The organism is Microbacterium sp. NPDC057659 (assembly GCF_042799915.1).
GTDB lineage: Bacteria > Actinomycetota > Actinomycetes > Actinomycetales > Microbacteriaceae > Microbacterium.
Window position 1 is genome coordinate 649,268 of the sequence record NZ_JBHVHU010000002.1, and the last position, 18,441, is coordinate 667,708.

An 18,441-nucleotide genomic window follows, 5' to 3' on the forward strand; every position below is an offset into this window, starting at 1 on the left:
AACTGATACAGATGCCCAGGTTTCTGCGGAATAACGACGATGAACTGCCTCTTGCGCTTTCCAGGTCTACGCGGGTAACCTGACCGGCATCCGATCAGTGAGGAAGAACGATGAAGTCCACCCTTGCGGGCGTCGCGGCTCTCGCCGCCATCGCCCTCGCGCTCACCGGATGCTCGGGATCGGGCGATTCCGGTGATTCCGGCGGTACCGCGAAGCTCGAGATGCAGACCAACTTCGGTGCGACCGATCCGTCGCTCAAGGTCCTGACCGAGATCACGAAGAAGTTCGAGTCCGAGCATCCGAACGTGAAGATCGAGCTGGTCCCCTCCACCGACACCTACGAGGCAGACATGAAGGTGCGCCTCGCCTCCGGCGACGTGCCCGACATCTGGGCCACGCACGGCTGGTCGTTGCTGCGCTACAGCAAGTTCCTCGAGCCCCTCGACAAGCAGCCGTGGGCGAAGAACTTCAACGAGGCGCTCGCGCCGGCGATGAAGAACGACAAGGGTCAGTTCTTCGCCATGCCGATCGACACAGACGTCGCGGGCGTCATGTACAACCGCGACGTCCTGAAGGCCAACAGCATCGACCCGGCATCGCTGAAGAGCTGGGGCGACTTCGACGCCGCGCTGAAGACCCTGAAGGATGCCGGGGTCACGCCGATCTCGTCATCGGGCAAGGACAGCTGGTTCGCCGGCAACATCACCGACTTCATCGGCTCGGGGGACTTCACCGAGGCGCAGTTCGACGGTTTCAAGGACGGCACCTTCGACGAGGCCGGGTACACCGACATCCTCGACAACGTGGCCACCTGGCAGAAGGCGGGCTACTTCAACCCCGACTACTCGGCGGCCACGACCGACGACCTCGGGCGCGCACTCGCCGAGGGCAAGACCGGCTTCGTCTTCGTGCAGAACTACCTCGCGGCCACCGCCCTCGGCTTCAACCCGAAGGCGAACATCGGCTACATGCCCATCCCGTCCAAGGAGGGCAAGCCGTTCCTGGTCGGCGGTGAGGGCCGCGCCTACGGTGTGGCCAAGGACGGTGCGCACAAGCAGGACGCGCTGGACTACATCGCCTTCCTGGCCGAGCCCGAGAACGAGTCGAAACTCGCGAGCTCGATCGGCGGCATCCCTGGCCTGACGAACGCCACCAGCGACCTCGGCGTCCTGACCGAGAGCTACGAGACGTTCGTGAAGCCCGGTGACTACCCGCTGATGCCCTACTTCGACCGGGTGTACCTGCCGAACGGCATCTGGGACACCATGGTCACCACGACGGACGGTGTGATCACCGGCCAGATGTCACCGGAGGATGCCACCAAGCAGATGAAGTCGAGTTACGACTCGCTGCAGAAGTGATGACTGCCACCGCCTCTGTGACGGTGCGTAGACGCAAGCGGGGAGCCGGGGGGACTCCCCGCTTCGCGGGGCGCGGGCTCAACCTGCTGTACCTGCCTGCCGTCGCGCTGCTCGGCGTCTTCATGCTCTGGCCCCTGGTCAACGGCGTCATCCTGTCGCTGACCGACTGGGACGGCTACACCCCCGACCGCTCCTTCGTGGGCGCGGCGAACTACCTGCGGCTGTTCCAGGACGAGAACTTCCGCACCGCGCTGTGGAACACCGTGATCTACGGCGTCGGGTCGACGCTGCTGCAGCAGATCATCGGTCTCGGCCTGGCGCTCGCTCTGGATCGGGCCATCCGGGGTCGCAACGTCGCGCGGGCCATCATCTACCTGCCGGTGCTGGTGTCGCCCGTGGTCATGGGAACGATGTACTACCTGTTCCTCTCCTACAACTCCGGCGGGCTGAACGACCTCGTGATCGCGCTGGGCGGGGAGCGCACGGCCTGGCTGGCCGACCCCGGTCGCGCCGTCATGCTCATCGTCATCGTCAACTCGCTGCAGTTCGTCGGAATCTCGATGGTGATCTACCTGGCGGGGCTGCAATCCATCCCGACGATGTACTTCGAGGCGGCCACGCTCGACGGGGCGTCCGCCTGGCAGTCCTTCCGGCACGTCACGGTGCCGATGCTGCAGCCGGCGTTCGCGACCAGCATCGTGCTGAACCTGATCGGCGGGCTGAAGCTCTTCGACGTGATCCAGGTGCTCACCGGCGGCGGTCCGGGCTACTCGACCAACTCGGTGTCGACGCTGATCGCCAAGATGTACTTCGACAACCAGAGCGCCGGCTACGCGTCGGCCATGGGCGTCGCCCTGTTCGTGCTGATCGCCCTGTTCACCCTGGTGCTGAACACGGTGCTGAACCGCCGTCGCCTGGAGCAGCTGTGAACCGGCGGCTGTCCTGGGGCGCGAAGCTCGCGATCGGCGCCGGCCTGCTGCTGGCCGTGCTGCTGCAGCTGCTGCCGTTCTACATCACCGTCACCACGTCGCTGAAGGCGAAGAGCGACCTGTCGTCGCAGTGGGCGTTCCCCTTCGGCGACTGGTACCTGCAGAACTTCGCCACCGCCGTGGACCAGGGCCACATCCTGCGCGCGATCGGCAACAGCGCCCTGGTCACGGTGGTCTCGACCGTTCTGGTGTGCGTGATCGGCGCGCTCGCCGCATATCCGCTCGCGCGCCGCGCGACGGTCGGCAATCGGCTGGTGCTGGCCGGCATCGTCGGGCTGATCATGGTGCCGCCGCTGTCGATCCTGGTGCCGCTGTACTCGATGCTCGTGCAGATGAAGGGCGTCAACACCTACTGGGGGACCATCCTCGTGATGACCGCCATGCAGCTGCCGCTGGCGATCTTCCTCTACACGGCGTTCATGCGCGGGCTGCCGATCTCGATCGAGGAGGCCGCGTCGGTGGACGGCGCGAATGCCGTGCAAGTGCTGTTCCGCATCGTGTTCCCGATGCTGAAGCCGGTGACGGCGACGGTCGTCATCCTCACCGGCGTCGCGGTGTGGAACGAGTACGCGCTGAGCGTCTTCCTGATGCGCAGTCCGGAGATGCGCACGATCGCACCGGCGATCGGCTCGTTCTTCGCGACATCCTCCAGCGACCTGGGCGCCGCGGCCGCGGCATCCCTCATCTCGGTGCTGCCGGTGCTCGTCGTCTACCTGGTGCTGCAGCGCTACTTCATCAAGGGCATGGTGGCCGGTTCCGAGAAGTGATCCGCGTCGTGCTAGGATTGCTCTTTGTCTGCGCGCTCTCCTGGCGTGCAGTTCGTGTGCTGGTCGCCGACCGGCACGCAGACAAGGGATCTTGGGTGAGGCCGTCCGGTCTCACGGTATAGAAGGAGTCACAACATGGCAGCAGTGTGCCAGGTGACCGGTGCTGTTCCCGGCTTCGGTCACAACGTCTCGCACTCGCACCGCCGGACGAAGCGTCGCTTCGACCCGAACGTGCAGAAGAAGACCTACTTTGTTCCGTCGCTCGGCCGTAAGGTCACGCTGAACGTGTCCGCCAAGGGCATCAAGGTGATCGACGCCCGCGGCATCGACAAGGTCGTCGCGGACCTCCAGGCGAAGGGTGTGAAGCTCTAATGGCCAAGAAGGCACAGGACGTCCGTCCGATCATCAAGCTCCGCTCGACGGCGGGCACCGGTTACACCTACGTGACCAAGAAGAACCGTCGCAACACCCCCGACCGCCTCGTGCTGAAGAAGTACGACCCGGTGGTCCGCAAGCACGTCGAATTCCGAGAGGAGCGTTGATCCATGGCTAAGAAGAGCAAGATCGCCAAGAACGAGCAGCGCAAGGTGATCGTCGATCGGTACGCCGAGCGTCGCGCCGAGCTGAAGAAGGCGCTCGTCTCGCCGAACTCCACCGACGAGCAGCGTGAGGCCGCCCGCGTCGGCCTGCAGAAGCTGCCGCGCAACGCCTCGCCGGTGCGCGTGCGCTCGCGCGACGTCATCGACGGCCGCCCCCGCGGTGTCCTCACGAAGTTCGGCATCTCGCGTGTCCGCTTCCGTGACATGGCACACCGTGGCGAGCTGCCCGGCGTGACCAAGTCGAGCTGGTAAGCATCCGCTTCAGAAGGGGCGAGGATCTTCGGATCCTCGCCCCTTCTGGCGTCTGCGGCGCCGGATCGTGTGACGGATGTGACGAATGAGGCGCGACACACCACGAAAATCGCCCGAAACCCGCGAAATGACGCGGGAAACACTGGTCCGGTTGGTACTGTCGTCACGGTCGTACCGACCAACCGGGGGGCAGCCGCCTTCCGCACACCAACGAATGCGACGGATCTCGTCGCTGGAGGATGACATGGCTGACAAGTCCATCACCAAGACCGAGCTCGTCGCGAGCATCGCTTCCGCAACCGGCCAGAGCCAGGCCACCGTCTCCGGTGTCCTCGACGCGCTGTTCGCTTCGGTCTCCGACGCCGTCGCCAAGGGCAGCAAGGTCTCGATCCCGGGCTGGATCGCGTTCGAGCAGGTGGCGACCGCTGCCCGCACCGGCCGCAACCCGCAGACCGGCGCCGAGATCAAGATCCCGGCCGGCAAGCGCGTCAAGGTGACCGCCGGCTCCAAGCTGAAGGCCGCCGTCAAGTAAGACCGCTGCGTCGCAAGGCCGCCGTCCTCCGGGACGGCGGCCTTCGTGCATCCCTGCCCGGTCTGCCCAGACGGGCGTCATGCCTGCAGGCAGAGACGACGTCGGTGGGCCGAATCGGGCCATCCCCGCCTGCATCCGGTCGTCCTGCCCGCAGGCGTGACAGGGTGCAGCCGCTGTACCGGCGGCATCCGGGGATGCGGGGACAACTTAGGCTGGAGGGGTGAACTCCTACCGCCTCGCGGGCATCGCGACCCTGGTTCTCGCCGCCTCCGCGGCGCTGGTGGTCGCCCTCGTCCTCGGCGGCGGTGCAGCCGAGCTGGTCTTCGCCGATCCCGGCGCGCTCGTGCGCTGGGCGCTGCCCGCCAGCAAGATGATCGCGAACCTCGCCGCCGCGGCGATGCTGGGGCCCCTGGTGCTCGCTCTGTTCGCGCTGAAGTCGGGTACCAAGAACTTCGAGCTCGCCGTCGACACGGCATCCGTGGGCGCGGCGATCTTCACGATCGCGTCGGCCTTCGGAGCGTTCTTCACCTTCCTCGCCGCCTTCAACGCCAAGCTCAGCCTCGGCCCGCAGTTCGGTGAGCAGCTCGGCCGCTTCCTCATCGAGCTGCCGCTCGGGCAGGCCTGGCTCGTCACGGTGCTGATGGGCGCGGCCGTGACCGTGATCGCCTTCGCGGCGCGCGGGTGGACGGCCGTGTTCTTCACGGCGATCCTGGCTGCGGCATCATTCCTGCCCAACGCCACGCAGGGCCACTCCGGCGACGTCGCCGGCCACAACATCGCCGTCAACGCGATCCTGCTGCACACCGTCGGCGCGGCCGCCTGGATCGGCGGACTGCTGCTGCTGATCGTGCTGCGCGGGCGGGTGTCGGGCCTGGCCACCTTGGTGCGCCGCTATTCGTCCATCGCCCTCGCCGCCTACATCGTGGTCGCGGTCTCGGGCATCGCCCGCTCCGTGGTCGCGATCGGCACCTGGGACGAGCTGCTCAGCCCGTACGGCCTGATCGTGATCACCAAGGCCGTGCTGCTCGGCACGCTCGGCCTGCTCGGCGCGGGGTACCGCACGCGGCTGATCCCGCATCTCGAAGGGGAGAAGCCGCGGCGCACGTTCTGGATGCTGCTGCTCGGCGAGCTCGCCCTGATCGGCCTGGCCTCCGGCGCCGCGGCAGCACTGGCCCGCACACCCCCGCCCGTGGGCGAGGAGGCGGCGATCAATCGCACTCCGGCGGAGCGGCTGACCGATTCGCCGCTGCCGCCCGAGCTGACGCCGATCCGCTGGATCACGGCGTGGGACATCGACATCCTGTGGCTGGTCGTGGCCGGCTTCGGGCTGGTGTTCTACCTGGTCGGCGTGCACCGGCTGCGCAAGCGCGGCGATCGCTGGCCGATCCACCGCACGATCTTCTGGGTGCTCGGCATGCTCATGCTGGTCTGGGTCACCAGCGGTGCGGTGAACGCCTACCAGGAGTACCTGTTCAGCGTGCACATGCTCGGTCACATGCTGCTGAGCATGGCGATACCGCTGCTGCTGGTCTCGGGTGCGCCCATCACGCTCGCGCTGCGCACGATCCGCAAGCGCGACGACGGCACCCGCGGTGGACGCGAGTGGATCATGTGGGCGGTGCACTCGCCGTTCGCACGCGTCATCACGCATCCGTTCGTGGCCGCGGGCCTGTTCGTGCTGTCGCTGTGGGCGTTCTACTTCACCGATCTGGTGCGCTGGTCGATGTACGACCATCTCGGTCATGAGTGGATGGTGATCCACTTCCTGCTCACCGGCTACCTGTTCGTGATGTCGCTGATCGGCATCGACCCCGTGCCGTACCGGCTGCCGTACGCCGGCCGGCTGATCACGCTGATCGCCGTGATGGCGATGCACGCGTTCTTCGGCATCGCGATCATGATGCAGACCGGTCTGATCGTGGCCGAGTGGTTCGGCTCGATGGGCCGCACCTGGGGCGCCCCGCCGCTGGAGGACCAGTACGTCGGCGGCGGCATCGCCTGGTCGATCGGTGAGATCCCGACGCTGATCGTCGCGATCACGGTCGCGATCCAGTGGTCGCGGTCGGACGAGCGGATGCAGCGGCGCCAGGACCGTCAGGCGGATCGCAGCGGTGACGCCGAGCTGGAGGAGTACAACGCGAAGCTCGCGGCGCTCGCCGAGCGCGACCGGCGCGACGCCGAGCGGGAGCGCGCCGGTCGCTGAGTCGCGGTCAGTTCGGGTCGGTGCCGCCGGGGGTGCCCGGGGAGCCGACCCGGATCGACGCGGAGCCGTCGGGGAGGATCGTGATCGTCCCGTCGACGGAGAACGGCACATCCTCGGAGACGTGCTCGATCGAGCCGTCGAACAGCGACTGGATGTCGACGTCGATGTGCGCGACCGCATCGGAGGGCTCGATCCGCCAGTAGGCGCCGTCGGGCGTGACGGACACCTTCGGCTGTGTGGTGATCGACCAGTTCGGCAGCGAGTCAGGGGCGAGCCGGTTGCGCACCTCGAGCCCGAAGGGGCAGGCGGTCGGCTGAAGCACCTTCTGCGTCGTGCACTTCGTCAGGAACTGCTCGACGCGCTGCTGCACGACGTCGCGGAACTCCTTCGTCGGCTGCGTCTGCACGTCGACGGGCGTGTGGGTGAGCGGGGCGTCGGCGAGCACGCTGACGCCGGGTGACGAGGCGATCGGGGTGTCGACTGTCACCGAGTACACCCCTGGCGTGAACACCAGCAGGTGCACCGGTTCGAGCGGCGCGGACTCCGCACCGGCGATGGCCACCTGGCGCCGGTCCAGTTCGAAGCCGTTCACGGCGAACGTGTCGGCGCCGCGCACGACCAGCTCCACCTCGGCGAGCGGGCTCTTTGCGAACCGCCAGTTCGGGGTCACGCCGGCCCAGCCGTCCTGGACGATGTCGAACACCGTCGTGCCCTCGTGGCCGGCGGCCTTGTAGTCGGCCGTGACGTGGTAGACGTCGCCGTCCTGCTCGGTCTCGAGGTGGACGTCGGTGAGCGGGGCGAGCGCGGCCCGTCGCAGCAGCGCCTCCGATGCGTTGCCGTCGATGCCCGCGTCTTCGAGTGCGGTGCGATCGACGGCGACGCCGGGTACGCGCAGCGCGTCGGCCGCGCGGCCGGAGGACAGCATGTCCAGGTAGCGCGAGACGAACGCCGAGGGGCTGTAGAACTGCTGGTACAGCGTGACGCCACCTGCTCCGATCGCGGCGATGAGCAGCACTCCCACGAGGGCCAGGATCGTCAGATCGGCGCCGAGGCGCGAGCGCCGCGGCGCTGTCCCCTCCGGCTGCACCATGGCGTCAGTCTAGGAGCGGGCCGCTGGGACGAAGCCGAGCGTGAGCGTCGCCCCCGGCATCCGTCTTAACATGGTGGCGTGTCTCTCCCGCCGCTCTCCGAGGAACAGTCCGAGCTGTTCCGGCTGATCGAGGACTCGTCAGACCACGTGTTCATCACCGGTCGTGCCGGTACCGGGAAGTCGACGCTGCTGCAGTATTTCGCGTGGAACACGAAGAAGCAGATCGCCATCTGCGCACCGACGGGCGTGGCCGCACTCAACGTCGAGGGGCAGACGATCCACTCGCTGTTCCGGCTGCCGATCGGGCTGATCGCCGACAGCGACATCGAGCAGAACGACGGCACCCGCCGCATCCTGAACGCGATCGAGACTCTCGTTATCGACGAGGTGTCCATGGTGAACGCCGACCTGATGGACGCGATCGATCGCTCCCTGCGGCAGGCCAGGGGCCGCCGCAGCGAGCCGTTCGGCGGGGTGCAGGTGGTGATGTTCGGCGACCCCTATCAGCTGGCGCCGGTGCCGCCGCGGGGTGACGAGCTGCGCTACATCCAGGATCACTACCGCTCGTTCTGGTTCTTCGACGCGAAGGTGTGGACCGGCGGGCAGGCCGACGCGGGCGGGATGCTGGACATCGGCGCGCACGGCGCGCAGCTGCACGTGCGCGAGCTCGTGCACATCCACCGGCAGTCCGATGACGGGTTCAAGCAGATGCTGAACGCCGTGCGGTACGGACGGGTGACGGCGGAGATCGCCGGTGTGCTCAACACGCAGGGCGCGCGGCCGGCACCCGAGCCGGAGCCCGGCGAGGTGCCCATCATCACTCTCGCCACCCGCAACGACATCGTCACAAGGATCAACACCCGCCACCTGCAGGCGCTCGGAGGGCGTGAGCAGACCGCCGCAGCCGAGGTCAACGGCGACTTCGGCCGCGGTGAGGGGAACTATCCGGCCGAGCTCGAGCTGAAGCTCAAGGTCGGCGCGCAGGTGATGTTCCTGCGCAACGACACCGCGATGCAGGGCGAGCCGCCGCGCTGGGTGAACGGGTCGATCGGCACCGTCACCCGCATCCTGGGCGGATCTGTGCGGGTCGAGCTGGACGGCGAGGAGGTCGACGTCGAGCCCGCCGTCTGGGAGAGGTTCCGCTACGCCTACAACCCGGGCACCAAGACCCTCAGCCGTGAGGTGGTGGCGGAGTTCACTCAGTTCCCGCTGCGGCTGGCCTGGGCGGTCACGATCCACAAGTCCCAGGGCAAGACCTACGACCGTGCGGTGATCGACCTCGGGTCAGGGGCGTTCGCGCCGGGACAGACCTATGTCGCGCTCAGTCGCCTGACCTCACTCGACGGGCTGTACCTGAGCAGGCCCCTGCGGCCCAGCGACATCCGAGTCGATCCGGACGTCACGCGGTTCATGCGCGAGGCGTGGGAGGCGCGGCAGGGCTCGCTCCCAGCATCGTCATCCTAGAATCAGGGGCATAGTCACGGGAGAGGCATCCATGCAGCATCGTTCGTCGCGCCGTCTGCGCGCTGTCATCGGCGCGTCCGCGGCACTCGCTCTGCTCCTCACCGGATGCTCCGGCGGTGATGCCACCTTCAGCTACACCCCGCCCGAGCAGGTCGACGCGCACCTGCCGAAGGCCACCACCGACCAGATGCAGAACGCCGTGCAGGACGCGATGAAGGCAGCCGGGGCCTCCGGTGCGATCGTCGGCGTCTGGGCGCCGTGGAGCGGCACCTGGGTGGAGGCGTTCGGCACGCAGGGCGCCGGCAGCGACGCCAAGGTGACGACCGACATGTCGTTCCGCGTCGCGGACGTCACCCGGCTGATGACCTGTGATGTGCTGTACGGCATGGCCGATGCCGGTGACATCGAGCTCGACGCCAAGGTGCCGAAGTACGTCTCGGGGGTCGCCGACCTGAAGGACGTCACGCTGCTCGACCTGTGCAACGGCACCTCGGGCATCGGATCCTCCGAGGCAGCTGCCAAGGCTGCGTGGCTGAACACCCCCGATCGCCAGTGGCAGCCGCTGCAGCTCGCGAGCTACGGGCTCGGCCAGGCACGCACCGAGCCGCACACCACGTTCCGCGACTCGGACACCGCGTACCTGCTGCTCGGCCTCGCGCTCGAGCGCGCCTCCGGTCTGGACGCCCGCTCCCTGATCGCGCAGTACGTGACGGAGCCGCTGGCCCTGGAGAACACCCAGCTGCCGTCGAGCAGCTCGTCCGAGCCGAAGCCGTCGCCCGCGCTGACCGGAAGCTACCTGCCTGCCGTGCAGGGCGGCTACAACTGCACCGCGCCGGTCAACATCACCAAGATGTCGTCGAGCGCCGGCTTCACCGACTCCGGTGTCACCTCCACGATCGAGGACCTGGGCCGGTACGCGCAGGCGGAGGCCCAGCAGGGGCTCCGCGGCGAGAAGGCCGAGAAGAAGCGTTTCGACGCCCCGCTCAAGGTGAGCGCTGACGGAGCCTCGTGGTTCCAGGCCACCGGCGGCGCCTACGTCGTCGGCTCGATGATCGGCCAGCACGGCTGGACGCCGGGCTACGCGACGGCGGCCTACTCCGACCCGAAGACCGGCTTCACGGTCGCCGTGACGCTGAACAACTCGACGTCGGGCAGCGTGATCGCCCGTGACCTCGCCTGGCAGCTCGCGGCCCTCGGTTCCAAGGCGCCTGCGGCGAAGGGGCAGAAGGCCCCCGAGTTCGCCCTGCCGTTCACCGCCGAGCAGTACAAGAACGAGGTCGCCAAGTCGGCGGTCGTCTGCGTGGCGCCGCCCAAGAAGTGACGGTCCAGCCCTTCGTCGCGAAGGGTGCTCAGGACCCGCGGGCCGGACGAAGGGCGCTCAGGAGCCGGACAGCGCGCCGGTCACCGCGATCGTCGCGAGCGACGTCAGCGTCACGAGAGCCCAGAGGATCGCGCCGAGGGCGAGCGGGCGCCAGCCTGCGCGGCGCAGGGCCGGGATGTCGGTGGACAGGCCGATGCCGGCCAGCGCCATCGCGATCAGGAAGATGCTCGCCTGCACCAGGAAGTCGCGCGGCCCCTGCGGGATGACGCCGAGTGAATTGATCACCGCGATGATCACGAAACCGATCAGGAACCACGGCACGAGCTTCGCGATGCGGCGTCCGGTGAGGCGCCGGCCCGCGGCATCCTTCCTCGCCTCGATCACGGACAGGCCGATGCTGATCGGGATGATCATCAGCGTGCGCACCAGCTTGACGACGACGGCGAAGCCGAGTGCTGCGGTGCTGAACACGCTGGCCGCGGCGACGACCGAGCTGGTGTCGTTGATCGCGGTTCCGGCGAGCAGGCCGAAGGTGTGCGGATCCATGTTCAGCGCATGCCCGAGCAGCGGGAACAGGATCACGGCGAGGATGTTGAACAGGAAGATCGTCGAGACGGCGTAGGCGATCTCGGCGCTGGCAGCGCCGATCACCGGCGAGACGGCGGCGATGGCGGATGCGCCGCAGATGCCGGTGCCCACGCCGATCAGCGTGCGCAATCTGCCCTCGACTCGCATCGCCTTGCCGATCCACCACGCGCCGAGCAGGCACACGGTCAGGGTGGTGAGCATGATGGGCAGCGACTCGAGGCCGACCTGCAGGATGCTGCCGATCGACAGCTGCACGCCCAGCAGCACCACGGCCAGCTGCAGCAGGAACTTGCTGGAGTACTCGATGCCCGGTCGGATGCGGGCGTTCGCGCGCTCCGGCAGCATCCGTGTGCGCAGCAGCGACAGCAGCACGCCGATCACGATCGCCGGCACGGCCGAGCCGAGCACCGGCACGAGGGTGCCGATGCCTGTGGAGACCACCGCGATCCCGGCGGTGACGAGTACGCCGGGGAGAACCTCGGCGCCGCGTCGGGTGAGCCGCTGGGGAAGGGTCTGCGGAGGCGAGAACAGCATGATTCCAGCGTTCCTGCAGCGGGTCACGGCCGGTAGACGGCGCCTTCCGATAGGGGTACAGGCTGGAGTTGTAACATGGGGGGATGCGAGACGTCCCCGACCTCGACGCGCTCGAGCTGCTCGCCGCCGCCGCTCGACTCGGCTCGATCTCCGCCGCCGCGCGCGAGTGCGGCATCTCGCAGCAGTCGGCATCGGCCCGGCTGCGCAGCGTCGAGCGGATGCTGGGCATGGAGCTGTTCCTGCGTACGCCGCAGGGCGTCGTGCCCACCCCGGAGGGCGAGACCGTCGCATCCTGGGCGGGGGAGGTGCTCGCCGCTGCCGAGAGGTTCCGCGCGGGTGCCGAGACGATGCGTGACGAGCGCCGCCGCGAACTCGTCGTCGCCGCCAGCCAGACCGTCGCCGCACACATGATCCCGCGGTGGCTGGTCGCGCTGCGCGAGCGGCAGGTGCGCGCGGGACGAGTGCCGACCGCCGTGCGCCTGCTCACCGCCAACAGCGCCGAGGTCGAGCAGCTGGTGCGCGAGGGACGGGCCGAGCTCGGCCTGATCGAGTCGCCGGTGATCCCTCCCGGTCTGTCGCACGCCACCGTCGGACGCGACGAGATGGTGCTGGTCGTCGCCCCGGAGCACCCGTGGGCGCGACGGCGCGTTGTGCTCGACGAGCTCGCCGGCACGCCCCTGGTGGCGCGCGAACCCGGCAGCGGCACCCGGCAGGCCTGGGAGGACGAGGTGCGCACCCGCCTGTACCGCGAGCCCGCCGGTCCCCTCGCGGTGATGTCGACCACCGCGGCGGTGCGCTCGGCTGTGGCGGAGGGGCTCGCTCCCGCGGTGCTGTCGCGGCTGGCCGTCGCCGACGACATCCGGCTCGGTCGCCTGGTCGAGGTACCGCTGGCGGATGCTCCGCTGCTGCGCCCGATCACGGCCCTCTGGCGCGGCGGTGACGGGGACCTGGGCCTCACCAGCCGCGAGCTGATCGAGGTCGCAGTCGCCAGAACCGCCTGACGTGCGTCACGCCTGCAGGCACGGATCACGGATGCAGGCACGGATCGCGCGTGTCGCGCCGGCCATCGGGCATGCTGCCTGCAGGCGTGACGCGTCTAGACTCCGAGCATGCCCGCCCTCCTCGCCGTCTCGCATGGAACCTCCGACGCGCAGGGCGCCGCGGACGTGCGGGCCCTTGTCGCCGCCGTGCGGAGCGCCGTGCCGCACCTCGCCGTGCATGAGGCGTTCGTCGACGTGCAGGATCCGGAGGCCGCCGCGGCTCTCGCCGCGATCGAGGGCCCTGTCGTCGTCGTGCCGCTGCTGCTGTCGAGCGGCTTCCACGTCTTCCACGACCTGCACGGGATCGTCGCCGGACGAGCGGATGCCGTTGTCGCCGACCCTCTCGGACCGGATCCGCGCCTCGCCGAGGTGCTGGCCCGTCGCCTGCCGGCAGGCGACGACGTCGTGATCGCGGTCGCAGGCTCGCGCGACGACCGGTCCGCGGTCGACGCGGAGGGCATGGCGGATCAGCTCTCCGCGCGCCTCGGGCACCCGGTGCACATCGGCTATCTCGCGGCCCGGGAACCCGAACTGGGGGCGCTGCTCGCGCAGCATCCGGATGCCGCGGTGTCGACCTATCTGCTCGCGCACGGGTACTTCAACGACCTCACCCGGAAGCGTGCCGAGGGGCATCCGATCTCGAAACCCCTGCTGGACGGCTCCGAACCGCCTGCCGAGCTCGTGGAGCTCGTGCTTGAGCGCTTCAGTGCCGCTGCCGCACAGCTTGATCGCGCGCACGCATAACACGTCGCGGCCTCTGAACCGCTTTTCTTTCGAAGCATGACGGGGCGTGACAGACGCCTACGCCATAAGTCATTCGGCAGTTCCCCTGCGCGATCCTGCGATCTAGTGTCCTCTCGTGGCGATGCCTCCCGACGCATCGTGTAGGAGAGCGAACCATGACCGTTGAGCAGCAGGCACCCGTCCGCGGGGCGAGGACGCGCACCTCGCGGGCACCTTCCAAGCCGCACGGACAGTGGGCGGTCGACGGCAACGAACCGCTGAACGCCAACGAGGAGTTCAAGCTGGCCGACGGCGGACTGAACGTCCGCGAGCGCATCGAGCAGGTCTACGCCAAGGGCGGTTTCGCCTCGATCGATCCCACCGACCTGCACGGCCGGTTCCGCTGGTGGGGTCTGTACACGCAGCGCAAGCCGGGCATCGACGGCGGGCGCACCGCTCAGCTCGAGCCGCACGAGCTCGAGGACGAGTACTTCATGCTGCGGGTCCGCATCGACGGCGGACAGCTCACCACCGAGCAGCTCCGCGTGATCGGCGAGATCTCCACCGAGTTCGCGCGCGACAGCGCCGACCTCACAGACCGGCAGAACGTGCAGCTGCACTGGGTGCAGGTCGAGGACGTCCCCGAGATCTGGCGCCGGTTGGAGGCTGTCGGGCTGAGCACCACTGAGGCGTGCGGCGACGTTCCACGAGTGATCCTCGGCTCGCCGGTGGCCGGCATCGCCGCCGATGAGATCATCGACCCCACCCCGCAGATCCGTGAGATCGCGGACCGATTCATCGGCGACCCGACCCTCGCGAACCTGCCCCGCAAGTACAAGACCGCGATCACGGGGCATCCCAGCCAGGACGTCGTGCACGAGATCAACGACTGCGCGTTCGTCGCCGTCGAGCACCCCGAACTCGGCATCGGATACGACATCTGGGTCGGCGGCGCGCTCGCTGCGGTGCCCCGGCTGGGCGAGCGTCTCGGCGCTTTCGTCGCCCCGGAACGGGTCGGCGAGGTGTGGCACGGCGTCACGCAGATCTTCCGCGACTACGGCTACCGCCGGCTGCGCAACAAAGCCCGGCTGAAGTTCCTCCTCGCCGACTGGGGCGTGGAGCGGTTCCGCGAGGTGCTGGAGAACGAGTACCTCGACGCTCCGCTGCCGGACGGCCCCGCCGCTCCGACGCCCACCACGATCGGCGACCACGTCGGCATCCACCGGCAGAAGGACGGCCGCTTCTACGTCGGCGCGGCTCCTCTGGTGGGCCGGGTCTCCGGCACGACGCTGACCGCGCTGGCCGATCTGGCGGAGGTGCACGGATCCCGGCGCGTCCGCACCACCCCTCACCAGAAGCTGCTCGTGCTGGACGTGCCGGAGGACGAGGTCGACTCCCTCGTCGCGGGGCTCGACACGATCGGGCTCTCGGCGCGGCCCAGCCTGTTCCGCCGCGGGACGATCGCCTGCACCGGCATCGAGTACTGCAAGCTCGCCATCGTCGAGACCAAGGTCAACGCCGCTCAGGCGATCGCGCAGCTCGAGGAGCGCCTCGGCGCACTCGAGCCCGAGATCGGCCGACCGATCACGCTGCACGTGAACGGATGCCCGAACTCCTGCGCCCGCATCCAGGTGGCCGACATCGGGTTGAAGGGCCAGCTGGTGACCATCGACGGCGAGCAGGTACCCGGCTATCAGGTGCACCTCGGCGGCGGTCTCGCCGGGGTCGGTCGCGGGGAGGCCGGGCTCGGCCGCACCGTCCGAGGCCTGAAGGTGCCGGCCGACGGAATCGCCGACTACGCCGAGCGCGTCATCCGCCGCTACCTCGCCGATCGTGACGGTGCGGACGAGACATTCGCGAGCTGGGCGCACCGCGCCGACGAGGAGGCGCTGCAATGAGCGTCAGCCTCGCCCCACGCGTGCAGGTCAGACGAAGCAGGGAGGATCTCGCCGCGCTCGCCGAGCAGGGCAATGCCGAGCTCGGCAGTCTGACCGACCACGAGGCATCCGCCGCGGAGGTCGTCGCCTGGGTGGCACGGAACTTCGGAGCAGAGGCTGCGGCCGTGGCGTGCTCGATGGCGGATGCCGCCCTGCCGCACCTCGTCGCCGAGCAGCTGCCCGGCGTGGACGTGCTGTTCCTCGACACCGGATACCACTTCACCGAGACGTACGCCACGCGTGACGAGGTGGCCCGCGCCCTGGACGTGCGCATCGTGGATGTCACACCCGAGCAGACCGTCGCCGAGCAGGACAGCGAGTTCGGCGCGAAGCTGTTCGAGCGCGACGCGGCCCTGTGCTGCGCGCGACGTAAGGTCGCCCCGCTGCAGGAGGCCCTCGGCGGCTACGAGCTGTGGTTCACCGGCGTGCGCCGGGACGAGGCGCCCACCCGCACGAACACCCCGCTGGTGACCTTCGACGAGCGCAACGGGCTGGTCAAGGTGAATCCCGTCGCCGCGTGGAGCTTCGACGACGTGCTCGCATACGCCGCGGAGCACAAGGCGCCGGTCAACCTCCTGGTCGGCTTCGGCTACCCGTCGATCGGATGCCAGCCGTGCACCAAGCCGGTCGCCGCCGGCGAAGACCCCCGCTCCGGCCGCTGGGCCGGGCAGGCGAAGACAGAATGCGGGCTTCACGTATGAGCACCATCACCACCCACCCGGCGGATCCCGAGCGTCTGTCCGGACTCAGCGCCCTCGACCTGCTCGAGGCCGAGGCGATCCACATCATCCGCGAGGTCGTCGCCGAGTTCGAACGCCCTGTGCTGCTGTTCTCCGGCGGTAAGGACTCCGTGCTCGTGCTGCATCTGGCCGCGAAGGCGTTCGCTCCTGGCCGGGTGCCGTTCCCCGTGCTGCACGTCGACACCGGGCACAACTTCCCCGAGGTGATCGCGTTCCGCGACGAGACGGTCCGCCGGCTCGGTCTCACGCTCGAGGTCGCCAGGGTGCAGGACTACATCGACGACGGCCGCCTGGCCGAGCGCCCCGACGGCACCCGCAACCCGCTGCAGACCCAGCCGCTGTTGGACGCGATCTCGCTCGGACGGCACGACGCCGTCTTCGGCGGCGCTCGCCGCGACGAGGACAAGGCCCGCGCCAAGGAGCGCATCATCTCGCTGCGCGACGAGTTCGGGCAGTGGGATCCGCGCAACCAGCGCCCCGAGCTGTGGACCCTGTACAACGGCCGGCATCTGCCAGGTCAGCACGTGCGCGCGTTCCCGATCTCGAACTGGACGGAACTCGACGTGTGGCGCTACCTCGAGCGCGAGAGCATCGCGCTGCCGCCGCTGTACTTCGCGCACGAGCGGGACGTGTTCCGCCGCGACGGCATGTGGCGCGCGGTGGGCGAGGTCTCGCAGCCCCGCCCCGACGAGCAGGTCGAGCGTCGCGTGGTGCGGTACCGCACGGTCGGGGACATGAGCTGCACGGGCGCCGTGGAATCGGATGCTGCGGATGCCGCATCCGTCGTCGCCGAGGTCGCCCGCTCCACGATCACCGAGCGCGGAGCGACCAGGGCGGACGACCGCATCAGCGAGGCCGCCATGGAGGATCGCAAGAAGGACGGGTACTTCTGATGAGCATCGACAACGTGACCGAACGTCCTTCGTCTCGCTCCGCTCGCTCAGGAGCCGCGGAGGGGGGACTTCTTCCGGGTCCTGAGCGAGGAGCGCAGCGACGAGACGAAGGGCGTGCCACCCTGTTCCGGTTCGCGACCGCGGGATCGGTCGACGACGGCAAGTCGACGCTGGTCGGCCGGCTGCTCCACGACGCGAAGGCGATCCTCGCCGACCAGCTCGAGCAGGTGCAGGCCACCAGCCGCCAGCGCGGTTTCGCGCACGGCGACTTCGACTTCGCACTTCTCACCGACGGCCTGCGCGCCGAGCGCGAGCAGGGCATCACGATCGACGTCGCGTACCGGTACTTCGCGACCGACCGGCGCAGCTTCATCCTGGCCGACTGCCCCGGGCACGTGCAGTACACCCGCAACATGGTCACCGGCGCCGCGACAGCCGATGCAGTGGTCGTGCTCGTCGACGCGCGCAAGGGCATCGTGGAGCAGACCCGCCGGCACCTCGCGGTCGTCTCGCTGCTGCGCGTTCCGCACGTGATCATCGCGGTGAACAAGATCGACCTGATCGACTTCGACGAGGACCGCTTCCTCGAGATCGAGCTCGAGGCGGAGCGCGTGGCCGAGCAGCTCGGGCTGCGCGGGATCCATGTGCTGCCGGTCTCCGCGCTCGAGGGCGACAACGTCGTGGAGCGCTCCGAGCGCACCCCGTGGTTCAACGGCGACACTCTCATCCAACTGCTCGAGACGCTGCCCAGCGCCGATGAGGCCGATGCCGTGGCATCCGATCTCCGCCTGCCGGTGCAGCTCGTGCTGCGGCCGCAGGGCGGGCTGTCGCCCGAGATCCCGAACCCCGAGCGCTACCGCGACTTCCGCGGTTTCGCGGGGCGCATCTCGTCGGGGCAGGTGGCGGTCGGTGACCGCGTCGAGGTGTTCCCCGGCGGGCACCGCACGACCGTCACCGGCGTCTTCGTCGCCGGTGAGAGAGCGGATGCCGCGGCTGCGCCGCAGTCGGTCACCCTGACGCTGGCACACGAGCTGGATGCCGCGCGCGGCTCGGTCATCACGGCCGCCGGCACCGCCCCGGACGGGCAGCGCGAGGCCGTCGTCGAACTGTTCCAGCTGGACCAGCGCGAGGTCATCGCCGGCGCGAAGGTGCTCGCCAAGCACGGCACCGCGACCGTGCAGGCGCTGATCGCCGAGGTGCTCGACCGCCGCGACCTGGAGACGCTGGCACACGAGCCGGCATCCGTGCTGGCCGTGAACGAGATCGGGCGGGTGCGGCTGCGGTTCGCGGCCGAGCTGCCGCTCGAGCCGTACACGACCGATCGCGCGGGCGGCTCGCTCGTGCTCATCCACCCGGGCGACGGGGCGACGCTGGCCGCCGCGACCGTCGTCGTCTGAACCCGACATCA

Annotated in this window: 18 protein-coding genes; 16 read left to right on the forward strand and 2 right to left on the reverse strand. The window is 69.0% G+C overall.

The features are described from left to right. Positions 1–110: 110 nt before the first annotated feature. The 8 genes from ACFVAE_RS11640 to ACFVAE_RS11675 all read left to right on the forward strand — a co-directional run bounded on the left by ACFVAE_RS11640 (position 111) and on the right by ACFVAE_RS11675 (position 6,703). Positions 111–1,361 (forward strand): ABC transporter substrate-binding protein, encoded by a 1,251-nt coding sequence (locus ACFVAE_RS11640; protein ID WP_378892029.1) that lies wholly within the window; start codon positions 111–113, stop codon positions 1,359–1,361. Next, a complete protein-coding gene (locus ACFVAE_RS11645) occupies positions 1,361–2,290 on the forward strand; it encodes a carbohydrate ABC transporter permease (protein WP_378892032.1) in 930 nt (309 codons plus the stop codon). Before ACFVAE_RS11640 ends, ACFVAE_RS11645 begins: the two co-directional genes overlap by 1 nt. Further along, positions 2,287–3,117, forward strand: coding sequence for a carbohydrate ABC transporter permease (locus tag ACFVAE_RS11650; protein ID WP_378892035.1), 831 nt, complete (start codon positions 2,287–2,289; stop codon positions 3,115–3,117). The genes ACFVAE_RS11645 and ACFVAE_RS11650 overlap by 4 nt, the downstream gene beginning before the upstream one ends. A 135-nt stretch (positions 3,118–3,252) precedes the next feature. Next, positions 3,253–3,489, forward strand: coding sequence for a 50S ribosomal protein L28 (gene rpmB / locus ACFVAE_RS11655; protein WP_116243601.1), 237 nt, complete (start codon positions 3,253–3,255; stop codon positions 3,487–3,489). Beyond that, positions 3,489–3,659 (forward strand): 50S ribosomal protein L33, encoded by a 171-nt coding sequence (rpmG, locus tag ACFVAE_RS11660; RefSeq protein ID WP_046014935.1) that lies wholly within the window; start codon positions 3,489–3,491, stop codon positions 3,657–3,659. Before rpmB ends, rpmG begins: the two co-directional genes overlap by 1 nt. 3 nt (positions 3,660–3,662) lie before the next feature. Beyond that, positions 3,663–3,968, forward strand: a complete 306-nt coding sequence (gene rpsN, locus ACFVAE_RS11665; RefSeq protein WP_116243600.1) for a 30S ribosomal protein S14 — start codon at positions 3,663–3,665, stop codon at positions 3,966–3,968. Positions 3,969–4,212: 244 nt separating this feature from the next. Next, the gene (locus ACFVAE_RS11670; RefSeq protein WP_378855119.1) at positions 4,213–4,500 is read left to right on the forward strand and encodes an HU family DNA-binding protein; all 288 of its coding nucleotides are present in this window, start codon (positions 4,213–4,215) and stop codon (positions 4,498–4,500) included. A 220-nt stretch (positions 4,501–4,720) separates the two neighbouring features. Continuing rightward, positions 4,721–6,703, forward strand: a complete 1,983-nt coding sequence (locus ACFVAE_RS11675; protein ID WP_378892037.1) for a cytochrome c oxidase assembly protein — start codon at positions 4,721–4,723, stop codon at positions 6,701–6,703. A gap of 7 nt (positions 6,704–6,710) precedes the next feature. On the opposite strand, the gene ACFVAE_RS11680 is transcribed toward ACFVAE_RS11675, so the two are convergent. Then, positions 6,711–7,793 (reverse strand): hypothetical protein, encoded by a 1,083-nt coding sequence (locus ACFVAE_RS11680; protein WP_378892039.1) that lies wholly within the window; start codon positions 7,791–7,793, stop codon positions 6,711–6,713. A 78-nt stretch (positions 7,794–7,871) separates the two neighbouring features. Here ACFVAE_RS11680 and ACFVAE_RS11685 point away from each other — a divergent pair, with 78 nt between their 5' ends. Both ACFVAE_RS11685 and ACFVAE_RS11690 read left to right on the forward strand, forming a co-directional pair. Continuing rightward, a complete protein-coding gene (locus ACFVAE_RS11685; protein ID WP_378892042.1) occupies positions 7,872–9,257 on the forward strand; it encodes an ATP-dependent RecD-like DNA helicase in 1,386 nt (461 codons plus the stop codon). Between the two features lie 31 nt (positions 9,258–9,288). Further along, on the forward strand, positions 9,289–10,578 hold the full coding sequence (locus ACFVAE_RS11690) for a serine hydrolase domain-containing protein (RefSeq protein WP_378892044.1): 1,290 nt from the start codon (positions 9,289–9,291) through the stop codon (positions 10,576–10,578). A 57-nt stretch (positions 10,579–10,635) separates the two neighbouring features. On the opposite strand, the gene ACFVAE_RS11695 is transcribed toward ACFVAE_RS11690, so the two are convergent. Then, complete coding sequence (locus ACFVAE_RS11695) at positions 10,636–11,700, reverse strand: YeiH family protein (protein WP_378892046.1); 1,065 nt, start codon at positions 11,698–11,700, stop codon at positions 10,636–10,638. A gap of 83 nt (positions 11,701–11,783) precedes the next feature. Between ACFVAE_RS11695 and ACFVAE_RS11700 the strand changes: the two genes are divergently transcribed. The 6 genes from ACFVAE_RS11700 (at position 11,784) to ACFVAE_RS11725 (ending at position 18,430) form a co-directional block, all read left to right on the forward strand. Next, positions 11,784–12,701, forward strand: coding sequence for a LysR family transcriptional regulator (locus tag ACFVAE_RS11700; protein WP_378892048.1), 918 nt, complete (start codon positions 11,784–11,786; stop codon positions 12,699–12,701). Between the two features lie 108 nt (positions 12,702–12,809). Continuing rightward, complete coding sequence (locus ACFVAE_RS11705; RefSeq protein ID WP_378892051.1) at positions 12,810–13,484, forward strand: sirohydrochlorin chelatase; 675 nt, start codon at positions 12,810–12,812, stop codon at positions 13,482–13,484. 155 nt (positions 13,485–13,639) lie between these two features. Continuing rightward, positions 13,640–15,361 (forward strand): nitrite/sulfite reductase, encoded by a 1,722-nt coding sequence (locus ACFVAE_RS11710; protein WP_378892054.1) that lies wholly within the window; start codon positions 13,640–13,642, stop codon positions 15,359–15,361. Beyond that, positions 15,358–16,101 (forward strand): phosphoadenylyl-sulfate reductase, encoded by a 744-nt coding sequence (locus tag ACFVAE_RS11715; protein WP_378892056.1) that lies wholly within the window; start codon positions 15,358–15,360, stop codon positions 16,099–16,101. Before ACFVAE_RS11710 ends, ACFVAE_RS11715 begins: the two co-directional genes overlap by 4 nt. Next, positions 16,098–17,033 carry a sulfate adenylyltransferase subunit CysD gene (gene cysD, locus ACFVAE_RS11720; RefSeq protein ID WP_378892059.1) on the forward strand — a complete coding sequence of 312 codons (936 nt, stop codon included), beginning with the start codon at positions 16,098–16,100 and terminating at the stop codon, positions 17,031–17,033. Before ACFVAE_RS11715 ends, cysD begins: the two co-directional genes overlap by 4 nt. Before the next feature lie 14 nt (positions 17,034–17,047). Beyond that, the gene (locus tag ACFVAE_RS11725; RefSeq protein ID WP_378892062.1) at positions 17,048–18,430 is read left to right on the forward strand and encodes a sulfate adenylyltransferase subunit 1; all 1,383 of its coding nucleotides are present in this window, start codon (positions 17,048–17,050) and stop codon (positions 18,428–18,430) included. Positions 18,431–18,441 lie beyond the last annotated feature (11 nt).